The 22,615-nt window shown below is 65.3% G+C and carries 18 protein-coding genes and 1 tRNA gene; 10 read left to right on the top strand and 9 right to left on the bottom strand.

The window, feature by feature from the left end:
- The first annotated feature begins 69 nt into the window (after positions 1-69).
- A complete protein-coding gene (locus IDT60_RS16180; RefSeq protein ID WP_191079821.1) occupies positions 70-1,251 on the top strand; it encodes a zinc-dependent alcohol dehydrogenase in 1,182 nt (393 codons plus the stop codon).
- Positions 1,252-1,263: 12 nt separating this feature from the next.
- On the opposite strand, the gene IDT60_RS16175 is transcribed toward IDT60_RS16180, so the two are convergent.
- Complete coding sequence (locus IDT60_RS16175) at positions 1,264-1,641, bottom strand: sterol carrier family protein (RefSeq protein WP_191079820.1); 378 nt, start codon at positions 1,639-1,641, stop codon at positions 1,264-1,266.
- Positions 1,642-1,954: 313 nt separating this feature from the next.
- On the opposite strand from IDT60_RS16175, the gene IDT60_RS16170 reads away from it, so the two are divergent.
- The 4 genes from IDT60_RS16170 (at position 1,955) to IDT60_RS16155 (ending at position 7,611) form a co-directional block, all read left to right on the top strand.
- Positions 1,955-3,235, top strand: coding sequence for a glycosyltransferase (locus IDT60_RS16170; protein ID WP_191079819.1), 1,281 nt, complete (start codon positions 1,955-1,957; stop codon positions 3,233-3,235).
- The gene (locus IDT60_RS16165; protein ID WP_191079818.1) at positions 3,232-5,082 is read left to right on the top strand and encodes a right-handed parallel beta-helix repeat-containing protein; all 1,851 of its coding nucleotides are present in this window, start codon (positions 3,232-3,234) and stop codon (positions 5,080-5,082) included. Before IDT60_RS16170 ends, IDT60_RS16165 begins: the two co-directional genes overlap by 4 nt.
- A complete protein-coding gene (locus tag IDT60_RS16160; RefSeq protein ID WP_223883759.1) occupies positions 5,079-6,155 on the top strand; it encodes a DUF1565 domain-containing protein in 1,077 nt (358 codons plus the stop codon). The genes IDT60_RS16165 and IDT60_RS16160 overlap by 4 nt, the downstream gene beginning before the upstream one ends.
- Before the next feature lie 64 nt (positions 6,156-6,219).
- On the top strand, positions 6,220-7,611 hold the full coding sequence (locus IDT60_RS16155) for a UDP-glucose/GDP-mannose dehydrogenase family protein (RefSeq protein WP_191079817.1): 1,392 nt from the start codon (positions 6,220-6,222) through the stop codon (positions 7,609-7,611).
- 172 nt (positions 7,612-7,783) lie between these two features.
- Here IDT60_RS16155 and IDT60_RS16150 read toward each other — a convergent pair whose 3' ends face one another.
- Complete coding sequence (locus IDT60_RS16150) at positions 7,784-8,800, bottom strand: asparaginase (protein ID WP_191079816.1); 1,017 nt, start codon at positions 8,798-8,800, stop codon at positions 7,784-7,786.
- 69 nt (positions 8,801-8,869) lie between these two features.
- Positions 8,870-10,447: a molybdopterin-dependent oxidoreductase gene (locus IDT60_RS16145; RefSeq protein ID WP_191079815.1), complete on the bottom strand. Its 1,578-nt coding sequence runs from the start codon at positions 10,445-10,447 to the stop codon at positions 8,870-8,872.
- 105 nt (positions 10,448-10,552) lie between these two features.
- On the opposite strand from IDT60_RS16145, the gene purD reads away from it, so the two are divergent.
- Together purD and IDT60_RS16135 are read left to right on the top strand one after the other, a co-directional pair.
- Complete coding sequence (purD, locus tag IDT60_RS16140) at positions 10,553-11,869, top strand: phosphoribosylamine--glycine ligase (RefSeq protein ID WP_164206766.1); 1,317 nt, start codon at positions 10,553-10,555, stop codon at positions 11,867-11,869.
- A 2-nt stretch (positions 11,870-11,871) separates the two neighbouring features.
- Positions 11,872-12,822 carry a phosphoribosylaminoimidazolesuccinocarboxamide synthase gene (locus IDT60_RS16135; RefSeq protein ID WP_191079814.1) on the top strand — a complete coding sequence of 317 codons (951 nt, stop codon included), beginning with the start codon at positions 11,872-11,874 and terminating at the stop codon, positions 12,820-12,822.
- A 38-nt stretch (positions 12,823-12,860) separates the two neighbouring features.
- Here IDT60_RS16135 and IDT60_RS16130 read toward each other — a convergent pair whose 3' ends face one another.
- Positions 12,861-14,135, bottom strand: a complete 1,275-nt coding sequence (locus IDT60_RS16130; protein ID WP_191079813.1) for a helix-turn-helix transcriptional regulator — start codon at positions 14,133-14,135, stop codon at positions 12,861-12,863.
- A 130-nt stretch (positions 14,136-14,265) separates the two neighbouring features.
- Here IDT60_RS16130 and IDT60_RS16125 point away from each other — a divergent pair, with 130 nt between their 5' ends.
- The gene (locus IDT60_RS16125; RefSeq protein ID WP_191079812.1) at positions 14,266-14,496 is read left to right on the top strand and encodes a hypothetical protein; all 231 of its coding nucleotides are present in this window, start codon (positions 14,266-14,268) and stop codon (positions 14,494-14,496) included.
- A 171-nt stretch (positions 14,497-14,667) separates the two neighbouring features.
- Here the strand turns inward: IDT60_RS16125 and IDT60_RS16120 are convergent.
- The 5 genes from IDT60_RS16120 to IDT60_RS16100 all read right to left on the bottom strand — a co-directional run bounded on the left by IDT60_RS16120 (position 14,668) and on the right by IDT60_RS16100 (position 21,874).
- A tRNA-Pro gene (locus IDT60_RS16120) sits at positions 14,668-14,744 on the bottom strand.
- Between the two features lie 79 nt (positions 14,745-14,823).
- A complete protein-coding gene (locus IDT60_RS16115; protein WP_191079811.1) occupies positions 14,824-16,755 on the bottom strand; it encodes an ABC transporter ATP-binding protein in 1,932 nt (643 codons plus the stop codon).
- Entirely contained in the window at positions 16,752-18,560 is a 1,809-nt protein-coding gene (locus IDT60_RS16110) for an ABC transporter ATP-binding protein (RefSeq protein ID WP_191079810.1), read from the bottom strand. The genes IDT60_RS16115 and IDT60_RS16110 overlap by 4 nt, the downstream gene beginning before the upstream one ends.
- A 71-nt stretch (positions 18,561-18,631) precedes the next feature.
- Positions 18,632-19,588: a metallophosphoesterase gene (locus tag IDT60_RS16105; RefSeq protein ID WP_191079809.1), complete on the bottom strand. Its 957-nt coding sequence runs from the start codon at positions 19,586-19,588 to the stop codon at positions 18,632-18,634.
- Between the two features lie 6 nt (positions 19,589-19,594).
- Positions 19,595-21,874 carry a transglycosylase domain-containing protein gene (locus tag IDT60_RS16100; RefSeq protein WP_191079808.1) on the bottom strand — a complete coding sequence of 760 codons (2,280 nt, stop codon included), beginning with the start codon at positions 21,872-21,874 and terminating at the stop codon, positions 19,595-19,597.
- 37 nt (positions 21,875-21,911) lie between these two features.
- On the opposite strand from IDT60_RS16100, the gene IDT60_RS16095 reads away from it, so the two are divergent.
- Together IDT60_RS16095 and IDT60_RS16090 are read left to right on the top strand one after the other, a co-directional pair.
- Complete coding sequence (locus tag IDT60_RS16095) at positions 21,912-22,067, top strand: DUF4177 domain-containing protein (protein ID WP_011693223.1); 156 nt, start codon at positions 21,912-21,914, stop codon at positions 22,065-22,067.
- Between the two features lie 2 nt (positions 22,068-22,069).
- Positions 22,070-22,603 (top strand): RidA family protein, encoded by a 534-nt coding sequence (locus tag IDT60_RS16090; RefSeq protein WP_191079807.1) that lies wholly within the window; start codon positions 22,070-22,072, stop codon positions 22,601-22,603.
- Positions 22,604-22,615 lie beyond the last annotated feature (12 nt).

Genomic DNA, 22,615 nt, shown 5'->3' with positions numbered 1-22,615 from the left:
TACTTTTTTCGCGACAATTCGTTAGCGTCGAAGGACGCACATTCGCCGGATCCGACAGAAAGGCAGACCATGAAGGCACTCACGTGGCAAGGCAAGCGCTCAGTCAGGGTGGAAAACGTCCCGGACCCCGTGATCCAGGAACCGACCGACGCGATCGTGCGGATCACGTCCACGGCAATCTGCGGATCGGACCTGCACCTCTATGAGGTTCTCGGCCCGTACATGCACAAGGGGGACGTGATCGGACACGAACCCATGGGCATCGTGGAGGATGTCGGACGTGCCGTCACCAACCTGCGCAAAGGCGACCGGGTGGTGGTCCCTTTTAACATTGCCTGCGGTCATTGCTACATGTGTTCGCAGGGGCTCCAGTCCCAGTGCGAAACCACGCAGGTCCGGGATAAGGGATCGGGCGCCGCCCTCTTTGGCTACTCGGAGCTTTATGGGTCCGTCCCGGGCGGGCAGGCCGAATTCCTGCGTGTGCCACACGCAGACTACGGTCCGGTGAAGGTGGGAATGGACCTGCCCGATGAGCGGTACCTGTTCCTCTCCGACATCCTTCCCACGGCCTGGCAGGCAGTGGAGTACGCGGATGTGGCGCCAGGTGGCACGTTGGCGGTATTCGGGCTGGGGCCCGTGGGCCAGTTCGCCGGCCGGATCGGTGTCCACCGCGGGCTCCGGGTCATCGGCGTGGATCCGGTGGCTGAGCGCCGCGCCATGGCAGGGCGGCACGGCGTGGAGACCATCGATTACAGCAAGAATGTTGCGGACGAACTGCGGGAGATGACTGGCGGGCGTGGACCGGACGCAGTAGTGGACGCCGTGGGCATGGAAGCCCACGGTTCCCCGGTGGCAGGCTTCGCGCACCAGGCACTCGGGCTGCTGCCGGACAAGCTGGCGCAAAAGGCAATGGAGACGGCCGGGGTGGACCGGCTGGCTGCGCTGCACACCTCCATTGACGCCGTGCGGCGCGGCGGGACGGTCTCGCTGAGCGGAGTGTACGGTGGCCAGGCCAGTCCCATGCCGTTGCTGACCATGTTCGACAAACAGATCCAGGTCCGGATGGGGCAGTGCAATGTGCGCCGCTGGACTGATGACCTGCTTCCGCTCGTGGAGGACGACGCTGATCCGCTGGGCGTGATGGACCTGGTCACTCACCGCTCCGGCCTGGACGGTGCGCCCGCCCTGTACGAGAAGTTCCAGAAGAAAGAGGACGGCTGCATCAAGGTGGTCCTCAACCCCGGGAAGTAGTCCCCGAAGCCCCTACAGCGGCAGCAGGGCTGAGAGGTCCGCCCGGAGTCCTGACGCGGCCACCCGGTGCGCGGCCACTGCGTCCGACCACGTCAACTGGCCCGTTATCAACGAGAGCCAGGTGACGGCGTCGCACTCGATCACATTCGGCGGGGTGCCGCGCGTGTGCCGCGGCCCCTCGACGCACTGGGTGACGCCGAACGGAGGCACCCTGACCTCCACCGAGTTGCCGGGGGCGCGGGCCGTAACTTCCTCCAGCGTGTACCGCACGGCCGTAGCGGTGACGCTGCGGGGGAGCGGGGCGTCCGACGGCGTGGCGGCGGCTTCCCGCCACGCGGCGAGCGCCGCCTTCCCTTCTTCGATGCCGATCCGACGACGCGCTACGGCCATGAGGTCCCAATCCCCTTCCGGAAACAATCTCAGTAATCACCTGTGTAGAACGCGAGTACCCCGGACGAAGGAAGTCGGGTAGTCACGAAGTGAATTAGGGTAGCGCGAATACTGGCGGCGGACGAACCTGCTCCCGCATGCTCGATAACAAGGCTCATCGGAGAGTTGGCAGCAGTGAACAGCCCGGCCCCCGCCGTGGGGGTGATAGATACAGGGCTTCCGCCACCCGAATCGATGTGGCGGACCGGACTGACCGCCGGCGTATCCGCCCGGCAGTTCCCTCACTGACATCCGCAACAGCGAAGGACCGCTCATGCCTCCCCTTCCCCTGGATTTCAATGATGCCTTTCGCAGCCTCACCGGCGGCAGCGTCAGCGAGTTCTATGCCGAAATTTCGCCCTACTTTCCGCTGGCCGTCGCCGGTGTGATTGTCTGGGGCCTCTGGCTTTACCGCTTCGTCCTCTCCCACCGTGCCGGACCGATCGTGACGGATTTCAGGGCGTCCACGTCGGTGGTGGTCCCGTCGTTCCATGAGGATCCCGAGATCCTGATGAGTGCGTTGGAATCATGGCGGGCCCAAAAACCGGACGAGATCATCGTGGTCCTGGATGTTGAGGATCTGGACGCCTATCACCGGATCACCGCACTGGCGGACGAAACAATCCGGCCGGTCCTGTTCCACCACGTCGGCAAGAGATCCGCGCTGGGCGTTGGCATGCGGATGGCGCGGTTCGACATCCTGGTGCTGACAGATTCTGACACCTGGTGGGAGCCTGGCCTGCTGGCGAACGTCCAGATGCCGTTTGCTGACCCCTCCGTCGGGGGTGTGGGGACCCATCAGACCGTGTACCAGCGGGACACGAGTGTCTGGCGGCGGATAGCGGACTGGCTGGTCAACGTCCGGTACCTCGATTACGTCCCGGCGATGGGCCGGGCGGGTGCAGTGCCCTGCATCTCGGGCCGTACAGCGGTCTACCGGCGCAGCGCCGTGATGGGACTGATCGAGCACCTGGAGAACGAATACTTTATGGGCAGGCGGTGCATCTCGGGCGACGACGGACGGCTCACGTGGCTGGTGCTCGCCTCCGGCTACAAAACCGTCCACCAGTCCTCGGCCCGCGCGTTGTCCATGTTCCCCGCCAGCTTCCGGGCATTCATGAAGCAGCGCATCCGCTGGAGCCGGAACTCGTACCGGTGCTATCTCACCGCGGCAGCCAAAGGATGGCTTTGGCGGGTGCCGTTCGTGACGAAGGTGACCGTCCTGCAGATCATCCTCACGCCCCTCACCATGGGCCTGACCATGTTCTACCTCATCTTCAACCGGCTTGATCCCACACCCTTCGGCGTGGCCGCGGCCGTATGTTGGCTGCTGCTGGGCCGGGGTATCCGCGGCATCTCCCATCTGCGGAGGCATCCCAAGGACATCCTGATCCTTCCCGTTCTGGCGGTCACGGTGATCCTCGTTGCCCTCCCCATCAAGCTGTACGCCTTCGCCACCATGAACAAGCAGGGCTGGCTGACCCGCCACGCAGACACGCTGGGCGGCGACGGACAGGATGCGGCGAGCCTGTCCACCGGGGAGGTGGCAGCATGAAGACGGGCCGGGTGATTATGGTTGCTGCCCTGGCTGTCACGCTGGCCACCGCAGGTTTCATCTATGCGGGAAGCATAGGTAACGGTGACGCGGTGGATGCCATGGGCCGCAACGAGATTGCGGACAACGGCAACGTCCAGGGAGTGCTCTATCCGGGCGACCCCGCCAGCGAGGCACGCCTCGTGGAGCAGGAAGACGAGCGGCTGGTCTACGTCCGGACCATCGCCTCCGCAGCCCGGTGGCGGGTGGAGGGCCTCGAAGGCGCCTATCGGATCCGGACAGGATCGAGTTACACGCTGGTCCTCCCGGCCCGCAGCGCGGCCTACACGGTGACGGACCTGCTGGCCCTGGCCCCCAATGCATTCCGTCTGCAGCAAGGTGGATCGTACCTGCTCTCCGAGAGCATTGCCGTGCTCGCAGGAGCCACGCTCGCGCTGGCTTCCCCGGACCCGGCCCGTGGCCTGGACCTCCGGCTTGAAAGTGGAGCGGAGGGGTTTGCCTCCGTGGTGGCCCTGGGTGGATCCCTCACCCTGGGCGGCTCCGAGGCCTCCAAGGTTTCGGTCTCAAGCTGGGACAGCACCAAGGGGGGACCGGACAAGACCACAAAGGATGGGCGGGCCTATATCCGCGTCATTGGGGGCCATGCATCTTTTGCCCACTCGAACGTCTCCCATTTGGGTTTTTGGAGCGGAAACACCGGGGGGCTCTCCCTGACCGGGACGGATGCGGTGGCTGTGTTCACTGACGAGCAGCCTACGTCGGCGGAGGCCCGGGAGGCGGGCGGCGGCGCCCGGCTCCTCCCGGAGGCCGAGCTGAAAGACCTCACCCAGGAATCCGCCCAGGACTACAGTGTGGTCACGGCAGGAATTGAAAACCTTCGGGTCGACAGCAACGCCTTCGGGCTCTTCGTCACCAACGCCAGGGATGTAGCCATCAAAGACACCATCATTTCCGGAAGCCTGGTGGACGGGCTGGTGCTCCACCGGTTCGTCACCAACGCCACCATCACGGGGACTTCCTCCTCCGGGAACGCCGTTGACGGGTTCAGCATCGGACGGTCCACCGAAAAGATCAGCTTTGAAAACATCCAGGCCCGGGATAACGGCCGCAACGGACTCTCCATGGACGGCCAGCCACTGGCCGATGGTCCCAATGCCGTGGGAACCGCCGTCAACGGCTACGGCGGCAACCAGGTCAGCGGCGGTTCATTCGAGCGGAACGCCCGGTACGGGATCGAGGTGGTTGGTGGATCCGGACTCACTCTCCGGAACAACAGGGTGGCCCTGAACGAGGTGGGGATTGTTGCGGCGGACGGGGCCACGAACGTGACCATCGCCGACAACACCCTGCTGGACCAGATCCGGCAGGGTGTGGCCATCAGGGATGTGGGCTCCGCAGCGGTGGTTACCGGCAACTCCATCACCGGTGGGGACACGGGAATTTACGTACGGGACGCCGGCGCCGTGGTGAAGGAAAACACCATGAACCACATTTCCAACCACGGCATCACCTTGCTGGGCGCAGTCAACGAGACCAGTGTGGAAGGCAACTTCGTCGCGGGAAACGGGTCCACTGCCATCTGGGCTGAAGCGTCTACGGGAGCCCTGGTCGGAGACAACGACACCCTCGCCTGGGCGCCGGCGTTCACCGCGGAGCGCGTGGTCAAATCGGTGTTCCAGCCGCTTACCTTTATCTGGTTCCTCCTGGGTGCCCTGTTACTGGTGACCGCCGTGGCCCGTGGAAGAAACGCTGAACGCGTGCTCCGCAGCCCCTACGCCGACCATGTCCCGTTGACCTCCCTCAGCAAGGGAGTGGTGACATATAACGACGTGAGGCAGCTCCAGTGACCGGCCGCAGGATGGAACCCGCGGCGTGGATCGCCTTGGTCCTCATGGTCCTGGTGGCACTGGTTGCCGTCTTCGCGGTGATCAGCTTCCAGGACGCGGCTCCGAAGGCTGGCGAACCTTCTACGCCGGGTCCGACGGAATCTGCCGGGCCCCTTGGCGGAGCCGGCGGGCCCGCGGCTGTTCCCCCTGACTGCCCCGCTGCAACCGTGACAGTGGCCACGGCGGCCGAACTGACGGCGGCACTTGCGGCGCCGCAGCCCGGTGCAGTGATCCTCCTCGCGGACGGCGTATACGTGGGCAACTTCGTGGGAACGGGCGCCGGCACCTCTGATCAACACGTCACACTGTGCGGCGGAAGGGGAGCGGTGCTCGACGGCGGCGGCCAGGAGGAGGGCTACGTACTCCATCTGGACCGGGCATCGTACTGGACAGTGCAGGGCTTCACGGTACGGAACGGGCAAAAAGGGGTCATGCTCGACGAGACGACCCAATCGGTCATCCAGGGCCTTCTGGTCGAAGGCATCGGTGATGAGGCAATCCACCTGCGCAGGTTCAGCTCGGACAACAGGGTGGCGGGCAACACCGTGACCGGCGCCGGCCTGCGCAAGCCAAAGTTCGGCGAAGGCATCTACGTCGGCACCGCCGAGAGCAACTGGTGCAACATCTCATCGTGTGAACCGGACAAAAGCGATCGCAACGAAATCAGCGACAACATCATCTCCGGCACTACTGCCGAGAGCGTCGACATCAAGGAAGGGACCTCGGATGGGGTCCTGATCGGCAACAATTTCGAAGGTTCATCAATTCGGGAGGCCGACTCCTGGGTTGATGTCAAAGGCAAGGGCTGGCGGATAGAAAGGAACAGTGGCAAGAACTCGCCCTTGGACGGGTTCCAAACACACGAGATCCTCGACGGATGGGGCACCGGAAACGTCTTCCGGGAAAACACCGCCGAAGTCAACGGTCCCGGGCTTGGATACTCATTGAAACCGGTGCGCGACAACGTGGTCGACTGCAGCAACACTGCCTCCCACGCGGAGCAGGGCCTTTCCAACCTGCCCTGCACGAACTAGGGAACGTCCCCGGAACCGGGAACTCTGTTCAATCCTCTCTTCACACCAATGGAACGAGAATCCAATGAACAACCTTGAGTCCTTAAGCGCGCCCAAAATCACGGTGATCGGTACCGGGTACCTCGGTGCAACTCACGCAATCTGCATGGCGATCATGGGCTTCGACGTCATGGGCTTCGACGTCGACCACCACAAGATAGAACAGCTCCGGGCAGGGAAGGTGCCCTTCTATGAACCGGGGCTGCCAGAGAAGCTCCAGGAGGCACTGGCCGGCGGCCGGCTGAAGTTCACCACCGATCTGGATGAGGTTGCCGAATTCGGCGACGTGCACTTCATCTGCGTTGGCACGCCCCAGGCACCCAACTCATTCGCGGCGGACCTCAGTTACGTGGAGGCGGCATTTACCGGCCTGGCCGCCCGGATCCGCCGCAAAGCACTCTTGGTGGGCAAATCCACGGTTCCCATCGGCACCGCTGAACGCCTTACAGCCCTGGTTGCGGACATTTCGCCGTTGGGCACGGAACTCGAACTTGCTTGGAACCCGGAATTCCTGCGCGAGGGTTTCGCGGTCCAGGACACACTGCATCCTGACCGCCTGGTGTTCGGGGTGACCTCGGACTGGGCGGAGGACGCGCTCCGGCGCGCCTTCAAGCCACTGCTCGACGACGGTACCCCGCTGGTCGTTGCCGACCTCGCCACCGCGGAACTGGTCAAAGTGGCCGCGAACTCCTTCCTGGCCACAAAGATCTCCTTCATCAATGCGATGGCCGAGGTCTGCGAGGCCACCTCCGCCGACGTCAGCCTCCTGGCGTCCGCCCTGAGCCTGGATGACCGGATCGGCGGCAGGTTCCTCAAACCCGGCCTTGGCTTCGGCGGCGGTTGCCTCCCCAAGGACATCCGCGCCTTCAAGCACCGCGCCGAGGAACTCGGCGTGGGGCAGGCCGTCAGCTTCCTTGGCGAGGTGGATTCCATCAACAACCGCCGCCGCGTCCGCACTGTGGACCTGGTCAGGGAGCTTGCCGGGGGAAGCCTTGCCGGGATGAAGATCGCTGCCCTCGGGGCTGCCTTCAAACCCGACTCAGACGACGTACGCGATGCCCCCGCACTGGACGTTGCACGGATGCTCTACCTCGAGGGCGCCACAGTCAGCGTCTACGATCCGGAAGCCAACGCCAACGCCCACCGCCTCTATCCGGACCTGAACTACGCGGGCAGCCTGGCTGCCGCCGTGGAACAGGCCGACGTTGTGGCACTCCTGACGGAGTGGGACGAGTTCCGCACGGCAGACCCGGACGATCTGGGGGTCCTGGTGCGCCACCGCCGCATCGTGGACGGACGGCACGCGCTCGATCCCGAGCGGTACACGTCCCGGGGATGGGAATACCGGGCACTGGGGCGCCCTTACCAGCCGAGCATGGCAACCGCCGTCGGGCCGGTCCAGGACAGCGCGGCGTAGCCGCCTGCCCTCCGGGGAACCCACAGGAAGTCCGGGCCGTTGGCAGCGCGCCGTTGGCGAAGCAGTCAGCGGTCCGGGCGCCCTGCGCTTAGCGGGCAGCTTCCATTCGGGCAGCTTCCCTTCGGGGCGGTTCAGCCGGGCGGGTTCACTCCGGCGGTTCAGCCGGGCGGGCTCAGTCCAGCAGGGCCGACACGGCCGGACCCAGGCGGATCTTGCCTACCGGGTGACTGCCGCCCATCACCGGGGCCACCACCTTTTCCAGGACACTGGAGACGCCGGGGATGTCCGCGGCGCCGGCGGCGGCGAGGAGCGTCAGGCCCACCAGGGACGTGGCGCGCAGGTTCCCGTCCAGCATTTTGATGGCCACCGAGACGCCCTGGGGAGTGGCCATGGCCAGCACGCCCTCAGCGCCGATCTTGGCGATAATGCCGAGTTCGTCCATCACGATGGTGTTGGCCTCGCCGCGGCCCTGGACCGCCCAGGGGTAGTCGAGCATGGAGGTGGCGATGGTGGCGGCGCGGGCGTTGGAGTTTTTGTCTCCCGGCGCCTTGGCCAGCATGGAATAGGCGCGGGCCAGGCCGGTCAAGGAAATGGCCGCAACCGGGGCGCCGCACCCGTCGATGCCCAGATGGGCGATGTGCTCGCCGCTGTACTCCTCAATTACGCTGCGGACCCGCTGCTGGAGCGGATGGTTCGGCTCCAGGTAGCTCTGGGTGTCCCAGCCGTTTTCCGTGCAGGCCCACAGGAACGCGGCGTGTTTGCCTGAGCAGTTGAAGGCGAGCCTGGACTTGCCGCGATCGGAGCGCAGCAGCCAGTTGCGGGCTGTCTCGTCCTGCGGCCATGCGGCGGGGCACTGCAGCTGTTCTTCCTTCACGCCGGCTGCCTTCAGCATTCCCTCCACCACATCCATATGGTCCAGGGAACCCACGTGGCTGCCGCAGGCCACCGCCACCTGCGCGCCGCGGAGCGGAACGCCGGACTGCATGGATGCCAGCGCCTGCAGCGGTTTGAGCGAGGAGCGGGCATAGAGCGGAGTCCTGATATCACCGAGTTCGGTGACCACACTGCCGTCGGCTGACAGTACTACTGCGGAACCGATGTGCCGGGACTCCACAAATCCGCTGCGTTCGATGACGGCGAGTTCTACGGCGGAGTCCACGGTGAACGTGGCATGCGGGTTGTGGGGCATGCTGCCAAGTCTATGGCCCCCGGAGGGAATGCCCTGGTAGCGGCTTGGGAAGGAATGCGGAAGGCCGCGCTACTCCACGGTGACCATGACTGACTGCCAGCCTGAGGCTCCGTCGGGTACGGGATCGGCCCGCTGATCCGTCTGCACCTCACCGGTGCCGTCGGTGGCCCGGACCTTGATGTAATGCGGACCCGGCGTGGCGTCCCAGTCGAAGGACCACTGCCGCCAGGTGATGAGGGACGCCTCGGCGGACAGGACGGCTTCGGCCCAGGGGTTGTTGTCGATCTGCACTTCCACCTTGGTGATGCCGCGGGTCTGCGCCCAGGCCGTCCCGCCGATTGCCACGCGGCCGGCCGGCACCTTGGCGAAAGACCTGGGCACCTCCACCCTGGCCATGGTCTTGATGGGGCCGCGCTCGGACCAGCCACGTTCTGTCCAGTAGGCCTTGCTGTCCGCGAAGCGCGTTACCTCCAGGTCCACCACCCACTTAGTCGCCGAGACGAAGCCGTACAGCCCGGGAACCACCATGCGCACGGGATAGCCGTGTTCCAGAGGCAGCGGCTCACCGTTCATCCCGATCGCCAGCATGGCGTCCCGGTCATCGAGGAGGACTTCCAGGGGCGTGGAGGCGCTGAACCCGTCGATTGAGGTTGACAGCACCATGTCCGCACCGTCTTTGGGGCGGGCCCGCTTGAGGACCTCACGAATCGGAAAGCCCAGCCACTTCGCGTTGCCGGCCAGGTTTCCGCCCACCGGATTCGACACACAGGTGAGGGTCACGTGCGATTCGATAAGGTCGGCGTCGAGCAGGTCCTGGAAGCTCAGGCGGATTTCCTGCTCCACCATGCCGTGGACCCGAAGCTCCCAGTCCTCGGCGTTGATTTCGGGCACGCTGAGGGCCGTGTCGATCCGGTAGAACTCTCCGTTGGGGGTGATCCAGGGCGTGACGCCGGCCACCGGGGACTGCACACCGCCGGGAACCGCCGCGGCCGCCTTAACCGGCGCGGGAAGCTGCAAGGCTTCCCGCGCTTTGGCAATGTTGCTGCGGGCGCCGCTGAGCAGGCGGCCGCCCGTGGCGGCGATTCCGGCCCCCGCGACAGTGAGGGCCGTAGCGGCGAAGAAGCGCCGGCGGCTCGTGGCGGTGCGGCCGGCTTCCCCGGCTGCGGTGTCGGCCGACGCTTCCGGCCACGATCTGAGCTGCCAGAGGGGCGCCACCAGCAGCCTCAGCACCACCAGGCCTGCCAGCGTGCCCAGCACGGTGGGGATGGCATCCAGGGGCTGGACGCCTGCCCGCGTCACCACGCTGGCCACAATCACCGCTCCCATCAGCAGCACCCCTGCAACCCCCAGCGCCCACTTTCGGTATGCCGCCACGCCCAGCAGGCAGGCCAGCGCGGCAATGGTCAGCCCCATCCCCACAAAGAGGGCGGCCTTGTCATTGGTGCCGAACGTGGAAATGGCGAAATCCTTGAGCCACGGCGGGGTGAAGTCGATGAATGTGGACCCCAGAGCAATGACCGGGGTGGCGCGCGCCGTAAAGAACGCTCCGATCAGTTCCGCCACGGCAAGCACGACGGCGGCGGCCGCCACGCCTGCCAAAGCGGCCAGGGCGGCGGGTTCCTTGAGCCAGTTCAGGAGCTTCTTCATGCTGTGGGTTCGTTGCGGCAGGCAACAGGGATGGTTGGGCAGGCAGACAGCTTGGGACTTTCTCCCTTAGGAAACGGAAGGGTGCACAAAGTACCCTTGGAGACTGTGAAGGTACTCGTCATTGGCCCTGGAGGCCGCGAACACGCCATTGTCCGCTCCCTGCTCGCCGATCCCAACGTGTCCGAAGTCCATGCAGCTCCCGGCAACGCCGGGATCAGCAAGCTGGTCCCCACCCACAACATCGACGGCAATGATCCGGACGCCGTAGCCGCCCTGGCCACGAAGCTCGGTGTTGACCTTGTTGTGGTCGGCCCTGAGGCGCCGCTTGCTGCCGGGGTTTCCGACGCCGTCCGCGAGGCCGGCATACCGGTGTTTGGACCCAGCAAAGCCGCGGCCCAGCTGGAGGCTTCCAAGGCATTCGCCAAGGAAGTCATGGCCGAAGCGGGCGTCCCCACGGCCATGGCCATGGTGGCTACGAACGCAGAGGAAGCAGCCTCGGCCCTGGACACCTTCGGCGCACCCTACGTCGTCAAGGATGACGGCCTGGCAGCCGGCAAGGGGGTAGTGGTCACCAAAAACCGCGATGAAGCCCTGGCCCATGCCCAGACCTGCTTCGACGCCGGCGGCACCGTGGTAATCGAGGAATTCCTGGACGGCCCCGAGGTCTCCATCTTTGTCCTCTGCGACGGCCGCAACACGGTGGCGCTGTCCCCGGCGCAGGACTTCAAGCGCATCTTCGACAACGACGAGGGCCCCAACACCGGCGGCATGGGAGCCTACACCCCGCTTGAGTGGGCTCCAGCCGGGCTCGTGGACGAAGTCATCGAGCGCGTGGCCCAGCCCACCGTGAACGCCATGGCCCACCGCGGCACCCCGTTTGTGGGCGTGCTCTTTGTCGGCCTGGCCCTGACGTCGCGCGGCACCCGCGTCATCGAGTTCAACGTCCGCTTCGGCGACCCCGAAACCCAGGCTGTGCTGGCGAGGCTCAAGACCCCGCTCGGCGCGCTGCTGCTGGCAGCGGCCAAGGGCGAACTGGACAAGGCAGACGAGCTGCGCTGGTCCAAGGAGACCGCTGTCGCCGTCGTCGTCGCGTCTGAGAACTACCCCGACACCCCGCGCACCGGCGACCGCATCCGCGGGCTCAAGAAAGCGGAGGCGCTCGAGGGCGTGCACGTGATCCATGCAGGCACCGCGCTGGACGAAAACGGCAAGGTGATTTCCGCCGGCGGGCGTGTGCTCGCCGTTGTTGCCCTCGGCAGTGACCTGGTGGAGGCACGGGAACGGGCGTACGACGGCGTGGAGCTGGTTCAGCTCGAAGGCTCCCAGTTCCGGACGGACATCGGACGCAAGGCGACCCGCGGCGAGATCAAGGTTGCCTCCAACGCAACCGCATCGCTGCCTGTCACGAAGGCGAAGGCATAACCATGACTGAGAATTCCGCTGAGGAAGCCCGGAAGCGCGGCTTCAGCACCGCAACCCTTGACCTGCCCGGCTGGACGCACGTCTATTCCGGCAAGGTCCGCGACCTGTACGAACCTGCGGACGAATCCATCCGCGAGCAGGTGGGCCAGGACTGCGTCCTGGTGGTGGCCAGCGACCGCATCAGTGCGTACGACCACGTCCTGGCAAGCGAGATCCCGGACAAGGGCCGCATCCTGACCCAGCTGAGCCTATGGTGGTTCGACCAGCTTGATGTGGTGCACCACGTTCTGGCATCCACTGTGGAAGGCGGGGTTCCCGCGGCTGTTGAAGGCCGTGCGATGATCTGCAAGAAGCTGGACATGTTCCCGGTGGAGTGCATTGCCCGCGGCTACCTCACCGGGTCAGGGCTGCTGGAGTACAAGGCTTCCGGGACGGTCTGCGAGATTCCGCTGCCTCCGGGCCTGGTGGACGGTTCACGGCTTGAGAAGCCCATCTTCACGCCGTCCGCGAAGGCCGAAATCGGCGAGCATGACGAGAACATCTCCTACAACGATGTTGCGGCCATGGTGGGGGATGACATCGCCGGACGCCTCAGCGAACTGACCCTGAAGATCTACTCCACGGCGGAGAAGACCGCCCGCGAACGCGGCATCATCCTGGCTGATACGAAGGTGGAGTTCGGCTACGACGCCGTGTCCGGTGCCATCACCCTGGGCGATGAGGTCCTCACCCCGGACTCGTCCCGTTTCTGGGACGCGGCCACGTACCAGCCCGGGCAGGCGCAGCCGTCCTATGACAAGCAGTACGTGCGCGACTGGCTGACCTCAGCTGAATCCGGCTGGGACCGCTCCTCGGATGTGCCGCCGCCGGCGTTGCCCGAGGATGTCATAGCCCGCACCCGCAGCCGGTATGTAGAGGCCTACGAGAAGCTGACCGGCAAGAAGTTCGTCTAGCTTGCCCTGGCGGGCCCGGTTTTCAGCCGGGTCCGCCACTAGCTGGCTTTGGCCTTTTTTGCCGCCGCGGCTGCGCGCTGCTGGGCCAGATTGATTTCAAGGATGGCATCCAAAGCCTGCTGGACCAGATCCTGGGCTCCGGCGGAGCTGAAGGCTTTTTGCGCTTCCTTCAGGTAGACAATCGCTTCCTCTGACTCGCCGGCGGCCTTGAGGGACTTGCCGAGCAGGAGCGCAACCTCGCCGGCGGTGTGCTTGGCCAAGGCCTCACGTTCTGCATGGATTTTCCGTAACTTCTCAATGGCGGCCACGATATCGCCGGTGAGGTAAAGCCAGCGGGCACGGATGAACGCGACTTCGAGTTCATCACTTTTCATCTCGTAAACAATGGAGAATGCCAGCTCTGCGCGCTCGATCGAGGCCAGGGTCTCGGGCTCGACGATGCCTGCCTGCAGCCTGACGGCGGCCGATGCTTTGTTGAACCGGGCCCACATTTCGATGTCGTTGGCGGGGGACAGCAGCTTTGCGGCCCGTTCGTGTTCCTTGACTCCCTCTGCATAGTCATGGCGCATAAAGGCCACGTTGCCCACTACCCAGGCGACCTCACCGGCAAGCTGGGGCATCGTGGTTGCATCAACCTGGCTGACCAGCGTCTGACAGTACGTCCAAGCCTCCTCCAGCCGGCCGCTCTCCGCCAAGGCTCCGATGAGGACACGCAGGGCCCCGATGATGATCGCTGAACTTTTCGGCAGCTGCTCGGACAGCTTGGTGGCTTCCAAGGCCTGATCCACGGCGGCTGACAGCTGGCCCTGCCGCTGCAGGACAGCAGCCAGCATTTGGCGGGCACGTACTCCCAGTCCTATGGATTCCCGTGCCATCGGATGTTCGATAAGCCGCTCGGTGATGCGCTGGCATTCCAGCAGGTCACCGTGCCGCACCAGGCACTCGGCCTGCATGTACGTCATGTTCCACCAGGCGCTTGTGTTCTTGCCTTCGAGGGCAATCTTTGCGGCCGTTGCGGCATGGCTGGCGGCAAGCTCGTAGTCGCGAAGGTCCCAGGCCTGCCGCGCGTAGAGACCGGCAAGGACGTACTCGGCGTCGCTGGCCGAGATGGGCTGGCTCCAGGCCTCCAAAGCTTTCGGCGCCAACTCCAAACGGCGGGCGAGTTCATCGATTACCTCGGCGGTAGGCTCGCGGCGGCCGGTCTCCAGGAGTGATATATAGCTGGGGGAATAGAGGTCCTTGCCGAGTTCGGCCTGAGTCAGCCCTCGCTCAAGCCGCTCTGCTCGAAGTTTTTCCCCGAATCCATTGCCCATGGGGTTCCTCCTTGTTCCGGACCGTCTTGGGACGCAAAGCTTGACAGGCCCTGTGGGACCCATTTTACAATAAGTGTCAACAAGGACGTGCTGACTTTGTAACGAATCCGACTCGTATTGAGGAACTCAAATGTTCAAGAAGATTGCAGCAGCAGCTGTACTAGCCGGCGCCCTGGCATTCTCGGCGGCGGCACCAGCCGTCCTGTCCGCAGGTTCCGTTTCCGACAGCACGGGTGTCGCCGTTGCCAGCGGTAACTGGCCCAATCCCATGTCCACCAAGGAGAAGGCCGACAAGGGCAAAAAGTCTACCGCCGACACCTCCTACACCGCATACAGCGGTAACTGGCCCAACCCGATGTAGAAGCTTCCTCACTTCGGAGGCGCGCGGCCCCGGGCATGGATATCATGCCCGGGGCTTTTTCGTGCCTGCCTGATCTTGTTCGTGCTCGTGCCATGCTGCCGATTTCCTGCCCCTCTCAATGCCACCGGAGATGCAAAAAGAGGGCCTCCCAAGGGGGGCCCTCTTTTTATTTGGTCGGGATGACAGGATTTGAACCTGCGACCTCGTCGTCCCGAACGACGCGCGCTACCAAGCTGCGCCACATCCCGATCCGCTGCAAAAGCAACTTTACAAGAGTATCCGATGCCCGCCCGGATGCGAAATCGGCGTCGGCCGGGGTGCCAATCCTTACACCAGCGAGTCCTTCCAGGCGCCGTGCAGGTCCGCGAACCGGCCGCCGCCGCCGATGAGTTCGGCAGGCGTGCCGTCTTCCACGATGCGGCCGTCGTGGACCACCAGCACCCGGTCCGCGGTTTCAACCGTGGAAAGCCGGTGGGCGATGATCAGCGCCGTCCGTCCCGCACCCCCCGCGGCGCTGCCGTAGGCAGCATCAACGCGGGCGGGGTCAGGAGCGCTCTCTGAACCGGGCAGGTCACCGGACCCCGGGGCACCCGGCCCGCTGCCGGCGTCGGACGTTGCCTGCAAAAGCCGCGCCAGGCCGGTCTGCACCAGCCGCTCGGAAGGGATGTCCAGGGACGACGTGGCCTCGTCCAGGATCAGCACCGCCGGCCGGGCCAGGAACGCCCGGGCGAAGCTGATCAGCTGCCGCTGGCCGGACGAGACGCGGCCGCCGCGCTTGTTGACGTCCGTGTCGTAGCCGTCGGGGAGTTCGGTGATGAACCCGTGGGCGCCCACCGCCCGGGCGGCTTCAACGATTTCCTCGCGGGAGGCCTCGGGCCGGCCCAGGGCGATGTTGTCAGCCACCGAGCCGCTGAACAGGAAGGCCTCCTGGGTGACCATCACGATGTTCCGCCGCAGGTCCGTGGTGCTGAGGCTGCGGAGGTCCACCCCGTCCAGGGTCAGGGAACCGGCGGAGACGTCGTAGAAACGGGCCACCAGCTTCGCCAGCGTGGATTTGCCGGCGCCGGTCTGGCCTACGAGTGCCACAGTCTGGCCCGCAGGAATGTGCAGGTCCAGAGCGGGGATGACCACAGGACCGTCGCCGTACCGGAACTCCACGGCCTTGAACTCGATGGAGCCGCGGGCATCGCGGAGCGCCACGGCGTTCTTGGGCGGCCGGACCGTCGGCACCTCTTCCAGGAGGCCGGACACCTTCTCCAGGGCGGCCTGGGCGCTCTGGAAGGAGTTATAGAACATGGCCATCTGGTCAACCGGCTGGAAGAAACGCTTGGTGGAAAGGATCAGCGCCAGCAGCACGCCCACCGCAAGGTCCCCGCCCAGCACGCGGAACCCGCCGAACAGCAGGACCGCGGCCACACACACGTTCCCGATCAGCACCAGGCCGGGCTGGAAAACGCCGCTCAGGTTGATGGAGCGCACGGTGACCTGCCGGTAGTCCTCGGCGAGCCGGCCGTAGCGTTCGGCGTTCTCCCGTTCCTTGCGGAAGGCCTTGACGGCGCGGATCCCGGTCATGGTCTCCACAAAGTGCACAATGAGGCCGGCGGACACCACCCGGGATTCGCGGAAGGCGATCTGGGAGTGCTTCTGGTACCAGCGCGCCAGGAAGAACATGGGCACTCCCGCGGCCAGGACAATCAGGCCGCTCTTCCAATCCAGGACGAACACCGTGATGGCCGTGAAAATCATAAACAGCAGGCCGGACGCCAGCGAGCTCACACCTGAGTCGAGGAGTTCGCGCAGGGCCTCCAGGTCCGAGGTCTGCCGGGCGATGATGCGGCCGGACGTGTACTTTTCGTGGAATTCCAGGCTCAGGCGCTGGGTGTGGCGGAAGACCCGGACGCGCAGGTCCAGCAGCATGGCCTGGCTGAGCCTCGCGGTGGAGGTGACGTAGAGGGCGGTCAGTCCCGCCGTCGTGATTGCCGCCAGCAGGTAAGCGACGCCGGTGAGCACCAGCGGCAGGTTGTCCCCGGCGCGGAGGGCGGGCAGCGCGTGGTCGATGCCGAAGGCGATCAGCGCCGGCCCGGCCACCCGGGCCGCCTGCGAGAGGACCACCATGGCGATGGTCAGCCAAAACCTGAGCCGGACGGGACGGATCAGCGTGGCAAGCAGGGCGAGCGACCGGCGTCGTACGGCTTTGCTCTCCGCCTTGCTCAGGTGGGCGTTGTCCTCATTGGCGGTGCCGAAGGTTGAGTTGCTCATCGGGTGGCTTCCTCTGCCGCTTCCTCGAGTTCCGACAGTTCCGTATCCAGGTCCCGTGGTTCCTGGTCGAGGCTGGCGATGACGTAGCGGTAGTGGGGGTTGTGGGACAGCAGGTCGGTGTGGGTTCCGACGGCGGCGATCCGGCCGTCCTCGAGCAGCGCCACCCGGTCAGCCAGCGCCACAGTGGAAGGGCGGTGCGCGACGATCAGCGTGGTGGTGTCCTTCAGGACCGCCCGGAGCCGGGTTTCCACCAGTTCCTCGGTGTGCACGTCGAGCGCAGAGAGGGGGTCATCCAGCACGAGTGCCCGCGGCCGTGCGGCGATGGCCCGGGCCAGGGCGAGCCGCTGGCGCTGCCCGCCGGACAGGCTCAGGCCCTCCTCGCCGATGAGCGTGTCCACACCCTCCGGCAGCGAGTACGCGAAATGGGCCTGGGCCACGTCGAGGGCTTCGTCGAGTGCTTCCTCGGTCCGCTCCTGCGCCCCGAGGAGCACATTGTCCCGGACCGAGCTGGAGAACAGCGTGGTGTCCTCGAACGCGACGCCCACCACCTTGCGGAGCTCGTCGACGGCGAACTCGCGCACGTCCACGCCGTCGATGGTGATGGAACCGGCCGTGACGTCGTACAGGCGGGGGACCAGCTGGATCAGGGCACTCTTGCCGCTGCCGGTGATGCCCACCAGCGCCATGGTTTCACCCGGGAGGATCTCCAGGTTGACGTCCTGCAGGATGGGCTTGTCCGGGGCGTCCTCGAACGCGAAGGCGGCGTTGTTGAAACGCAGGGCGCCCCTTAGCTGCTCCGGTTTGCGCGGGGCCGGGGGACTGGTGATGGTGTTCACCGAATCCATCACCTCGAAGTGGCGGTCGAGAGCCGTCTTGGCGGACAGTGCCATGGCCAGCAGCATGCCGGAAAATTCCACGGGCGTGGCGATCACCGCGGCGGTGGCGAAGAACGCCACGAGGGCACCGATGCTCAGCTGGCCGCTGGCGCAAAGCATCACGCCCACTACCAGGCCGGCGCCCAGCGCGAGCTCCGGCAGCAGGGTCACCACCATGGTGAAGCCGGCCTGGTGTTTGGCCTTGGCGATCTCGGTCTGGCGGAGCTCCTCGGCCTGCTCGTTGAAGTTCTCCAGGGCTTCGCGGCTGCGGCCGAAAGCCTTCAGGACGCGGATTCCGTGGACCGATTCCTCCACGGTGGTGGCAAGATCGCCGGCCTGATCCTGGCTGCGGCGCGCCACCTTGCTGAAGCGGGTCCGGAATCGGAAGCTGTACGCCATGATGGGCACCGCGGCGGCCATGAAGATCAGGGCCAGCTGCCAGCTCATGGAGAACATCACCACGATGCCGATGGCAACCGTCAGGGTGGTGACAACAAGCATGATGGCGCCGAACGCCATCCACCGGCGCAGGAAGTTCAGGTCCGTCATGGCCCGGGAGAGGAGCTGGCCGGAGCCCCAGCGGTCATGGAAGGAGACGGTCAGGTCCTGCAGGTGCCCGTACAGCGAGACCCGCATCCTGGTTTCCACGGTGGTGGCAGGGTTGATCACAAACTGCCGGCGCAGGGCCACGAGGACCGCTTCGGCGATGCCGAGGAGCAGGATGACGACGGCGGCCGTCCAGACTGCGCCCGCCGCGCCGCCCGGTTTCAGCGATTCGTTGACGAGGACCCGGAGCACCTGCGGGATGGTCAGGGCCACAAGGCTGGCCAGCAGGGCGCTGATGAGTCCCAGCACCAGCCGGGGGAGGATCGGCCTGACGTGGGGGTAGAGACGGCTGATGGATCTGAAAAATGAGGTCTGCTTGGCCATGCCCGCTTCTCAAGCTCTAAATCGAATGTAGTTTCCCGTAGCAACTACCCTATGCCATGACGTGAGCCTGTTCACACGCCCTGTTCGCGGGACGTCAGCGTCAGCAGCACAGCCTCTGGCTTGCAGGCGATCCGGATGGGAGCGAAACGTGAGGTGCCGATGCCGCCCGAGACGTTTACCGGCGTCGTACGTCCGTCACTTTCCCAGTCGTTGAGGCCCTTCGCCCGCCACGTGGGGATGTCGCAGTTGGCCACCAGCGCACCATAGCCCGGGATGCACAACTGTCCGCCGTGGGTGTGGCCCGCCAGCAGCAGGTCCGCACCGGCCTCGGTGAAGTGGTCCAGCACACGCTGGTAGGGGGCGTGGATGACGGCCACGCGAAGGTGCGGGTCCTGGTCCTGGTTGCGGGTGCCGCGGGGCCAGCCGGCATAGCGTTCCCGGTGCAGGTGGGGATCGTCAACCCCGGAGAAGTCGAAGCGCATTCCCTTCAGCACCACGGACTGGTGCCGGTTGGTGAGGTCAATCCAGCCGCCCATGCCAAACCCGGAGCGCAGGCGCGGCCAGTCGAGTTCGACCGGCTTCGGTTTGGCCTTCGAGGGTCCCAGCAGGTAGGACGCGGGATTCTTGAGCGTGGGGGCGTAGTAGTCGTTGGATCCGGGCACAAACACGCCGGGGAATTCCATGAGCGGCCGCAGTGCCTTGAGGAGGGGATCCACGGCGTTGACATGGCTCAGGTTGTCGCCGGTGTTGACCACCAGGTCCGGCTTCAGCGAGGCCAGCGATTCAAGCCACGCCGCTTTGGTGTCCTGGCCGGGGACAAAGTGGATGTCGCTCAGGTGCAGGACCCGGAAAGGCGCTTGGCCCGGCGGCAGGATGGGCAGGGTTTCTTCGCGCAGGACGAACTGGTTCTTCTCCCAGAGCCCGTACCCGAAGGCAGCGAGACCGGCTGCTGTTCCCGTGGCGGCGGTGACGGCAAAGCCGCGCCCGATGTTCCGGACGCGGCTCGCCAACGCAGGACTGACGGCCATGGGCGGCTAGTCCTTCTTCTCGCTGTTGCCCGGGCTGTCCGCGGCCGGGGTTGAGGCCTGCGGGGCGGGGGCCGGGGCCGTTGCCTGGGTGGATGGTGTCCGGGTTTGCGTGCCGCCGCCACTCACCATGTTGGTGGGGGGTGCCGGGAACGGGTCCGTGCCGAACGCGGGGGCCATCTGGGTCATGAACTTGGAGAACATGGGCCCGGCGATCATGTAGCCGTCAAGGGATTCGTAGAACTTGCCGTTGAAGGTCAGGTCACGGCCCGGGCGGTTCTGGGCGCCCAGCGGATCGCCGAACCAGGCGGCGGTTGCCAGCCCGGTGGTGTGCCCGACAACCCAGGTGGATTCGTTCATGTTGGAGGTACCGGTCTTGGCGGCAACCGGGAAGTTGGTCCTGGTGGACAGCCGCGGCTGGATCAGGGAGCCGGAACCGACGTTCATCACTTCCTGCAGGGCGTAGTTCACGCCACGGGCAACCTCGGGCTTGATCGCGTCGCGGCAGCTGCTGCTCTGGGCGGGCAACTGGGCGCCGGACTGGTCAGTCACGGAGGTGATGGCGATCGGCTCGCAGTACTTGCCGTCATTCGCGAAGGTGGCGAACGCGCTGGCCATGGTCAGCGGCGCCGTCTGGGTGGAGCCAAGCAGGTTGCCCAGGGTGGACATGTCGATCTTGGGGTTGGGCTCGCCATCCTTGTTCGGCAGCCCGCTGTGCAGTCCGACAGCGTCCACGACCTTCTGGATGCCGCAGAAATCAAGCTGTGCGGCGGAGGCAAAGGTGGCCGTGTTGATGGAGTTGTAGAGGCCGAAAAGGACAGGCATGTTCCGGTAGAACTGAGGTTCCGCGTTCTGCAGGTCATCCGCCGCGCCGAGGGCCTTCTGCGCAGTGTTGTACGCGCCGGTCACCTGGCCGCAGGTGTGCTTCCAGTTGAAGTTCAGCGGATACCGGCGCTGGGCGGCGTTGACCACGGTGTTCATGGACTTGCCTTCGTTCAGCCACTCCGCGAACGTGAACGGTTTCATGGTCGACCCGGGCTGGGCACCGCCGAGGCCGTTGAGGTCGTTGCCGTCCTTGTCGAGCTGGTCAACGCTGAAGTTGACCTGGGAATCGAAGCCGCCCTCAGCCGGCAGGAACGACGTGTTCTGAGCCATGTTGGTGATCTTGCCGGTGGCGGGCTGCACCGAAACCAGTGCCGCACCCCACTTGTCCGGGTTGGCGCCGGCAGAAGCGTTGACCTGCTCCTGGGCGGATGCCTGGGCTGCCGGATCCAGCGTGGTGGTGATGGTCAGCCCGCCGCCGTAGATGAGGCGCTGGCGTTCCTTCAGGTCCGCACCGTACGCCGGGTTGTTTTCCAGCAGGTGCAGCACGTAGTCGCAGAAGTACGGTGCGGTGGCCGCGTAGGCGCAGCCCTGGCGTGCCGGGGTGACCTGGGTCTCCACCGGTGTGGCCACGGCGGCATCATATTCGGCCTGGGTGATCTTGGTCTGGCTCAGCATCAGGCTCAGCACCAGGTCACGGCGGGCCTTGGAGCTTTCAGGGTTGTTGATCGGGTCAAAGGCCGAGGGGCTGTTGACGAGTCCCGCAAGGAGTGCGGCCTGCGGAAGGGTGAGGTCTTTGGCCGTGGTGCTGAAGAAGAACTTGGACGCGGCTTCAATGCCGTAGGCGTCGCGGTTGAAGAACACGATGTTCAGGTAACCCTCAAGGATCTGCTCCTTGGAGAATTCCTTCTCGAGGGCGATGGCGAGCTTCATCTCACGAAGCTTGTCGCCGACGCCCTTGTTGACACCGTTGAGCTTGATGTCCTCGTCTTTGCCCTCAGCGGCGAGGTTGGCGTTGAGGACGTTGTTGACGTACTGCTGGGTGATGGTGGAAGCACCCTGCTTGTTACCCCGGGCGGTGGCCACCAATGCTCGCATGATGCCGGTGGTGTCAACGCCGCCGTGGTCGTAGAACCTGCTGTCCTCCACCGCGATGACGGCTTCCTTCATGAACGGCGAGATCTGGTCCAGGCTGACCTTGGTGCGGTTCTCCTCGAAGACGCTCGCGATCACACTGCCGTCAGAGGCCAGGATGCGGGTGGTCTGGTTGGGCGGGTCCACTTTCAGCTCCGCCGGGAGGGTGTCGAAGAACTCGATCGAGCCACTCGCCGCGCTGCCTGAAACTGCTGCGGCCGGCACCAGCAGGCCTGCCACCAGGACACCACAAATAGCGCTCACGCCAAGGAAACCAAATATCTTTCCGAGGGTAGTGGCCGTGTCGAAAATGGGGTTCTTACGAGTCACCATGTTTTCCACTTTACCGGCAACGACTAGTCTTTCTCTCATGACCAAATGGGAGTACGCGACGATTCCGCTCATTATTCACGCCACCAAGCAGATCCTGGACCAGTGGGGAGAGGACGGCTGGGAACTCGTTCAGGTAGTTACCGGACCGGACGGCAACGGCCTGGTTGCCTACCTCAAGAGGGAGAAGCAGTAGCAGTGAGCACCTCCGCAGAGACCGCATCCGGAGCTCCAGAGGCTCCCATTTCCGCCGTCGAACAGCGTCTCGCCGAGCTGGGCCTGACCCTTCCGGAGGTGGTCGCCCCGGTAGCCGCCTACGTGCCGGCGGTCATCACCGGCAGCTACGTCTACACCTCCGGCCAGCTGCCCTTTATTAACGGCAAACTCGAAGCAACCGGCAAGGTTTCCACCGGCACGGAGGGCACGTCCGACGAGCCCACCGTGTCCCCGGAGGACGCCAAGGCCTACGCCGCCGTCTGCGCTGTCAACGCGCTGGCAGCAGTGAAGAGCGTCATAGGTGACCTTGATCGCATCACCCGGATCGTGAAGGTTGTGGGCTTCGTTTCATCGGACCCGTCCTTCACCGGCCAGCCCGGCGTCATCAACGGCGCGTCCGAGCTCCTTGGCCAGGTCTTTGGCGAGGCGGGGCAGCACGCCCGCTCCGCCGTCGGGGTGTCCGTCCTTCCGCTGGACTCCCCGGTAGAGGTCGAACTGATCGCTGAATTCAGCTAAGGACCCGGTTCA

It is taken from the genome of Pseudarthrobacter sp. BIM B-2242, assembly GCF_014764445.1.
In the GTDB taxonomy this organism is placed as follows: Bacteria; Actinomycetota; Actinomycetes; order Actinomycetales; family Micrococcaceae; genus Arthrobacter; species Arthrobacter luteus_A.
Note: the sequence above shows the minus strand (reverse complement) of the source record. Positions and strands in the feature narration are given on the sequence as shown.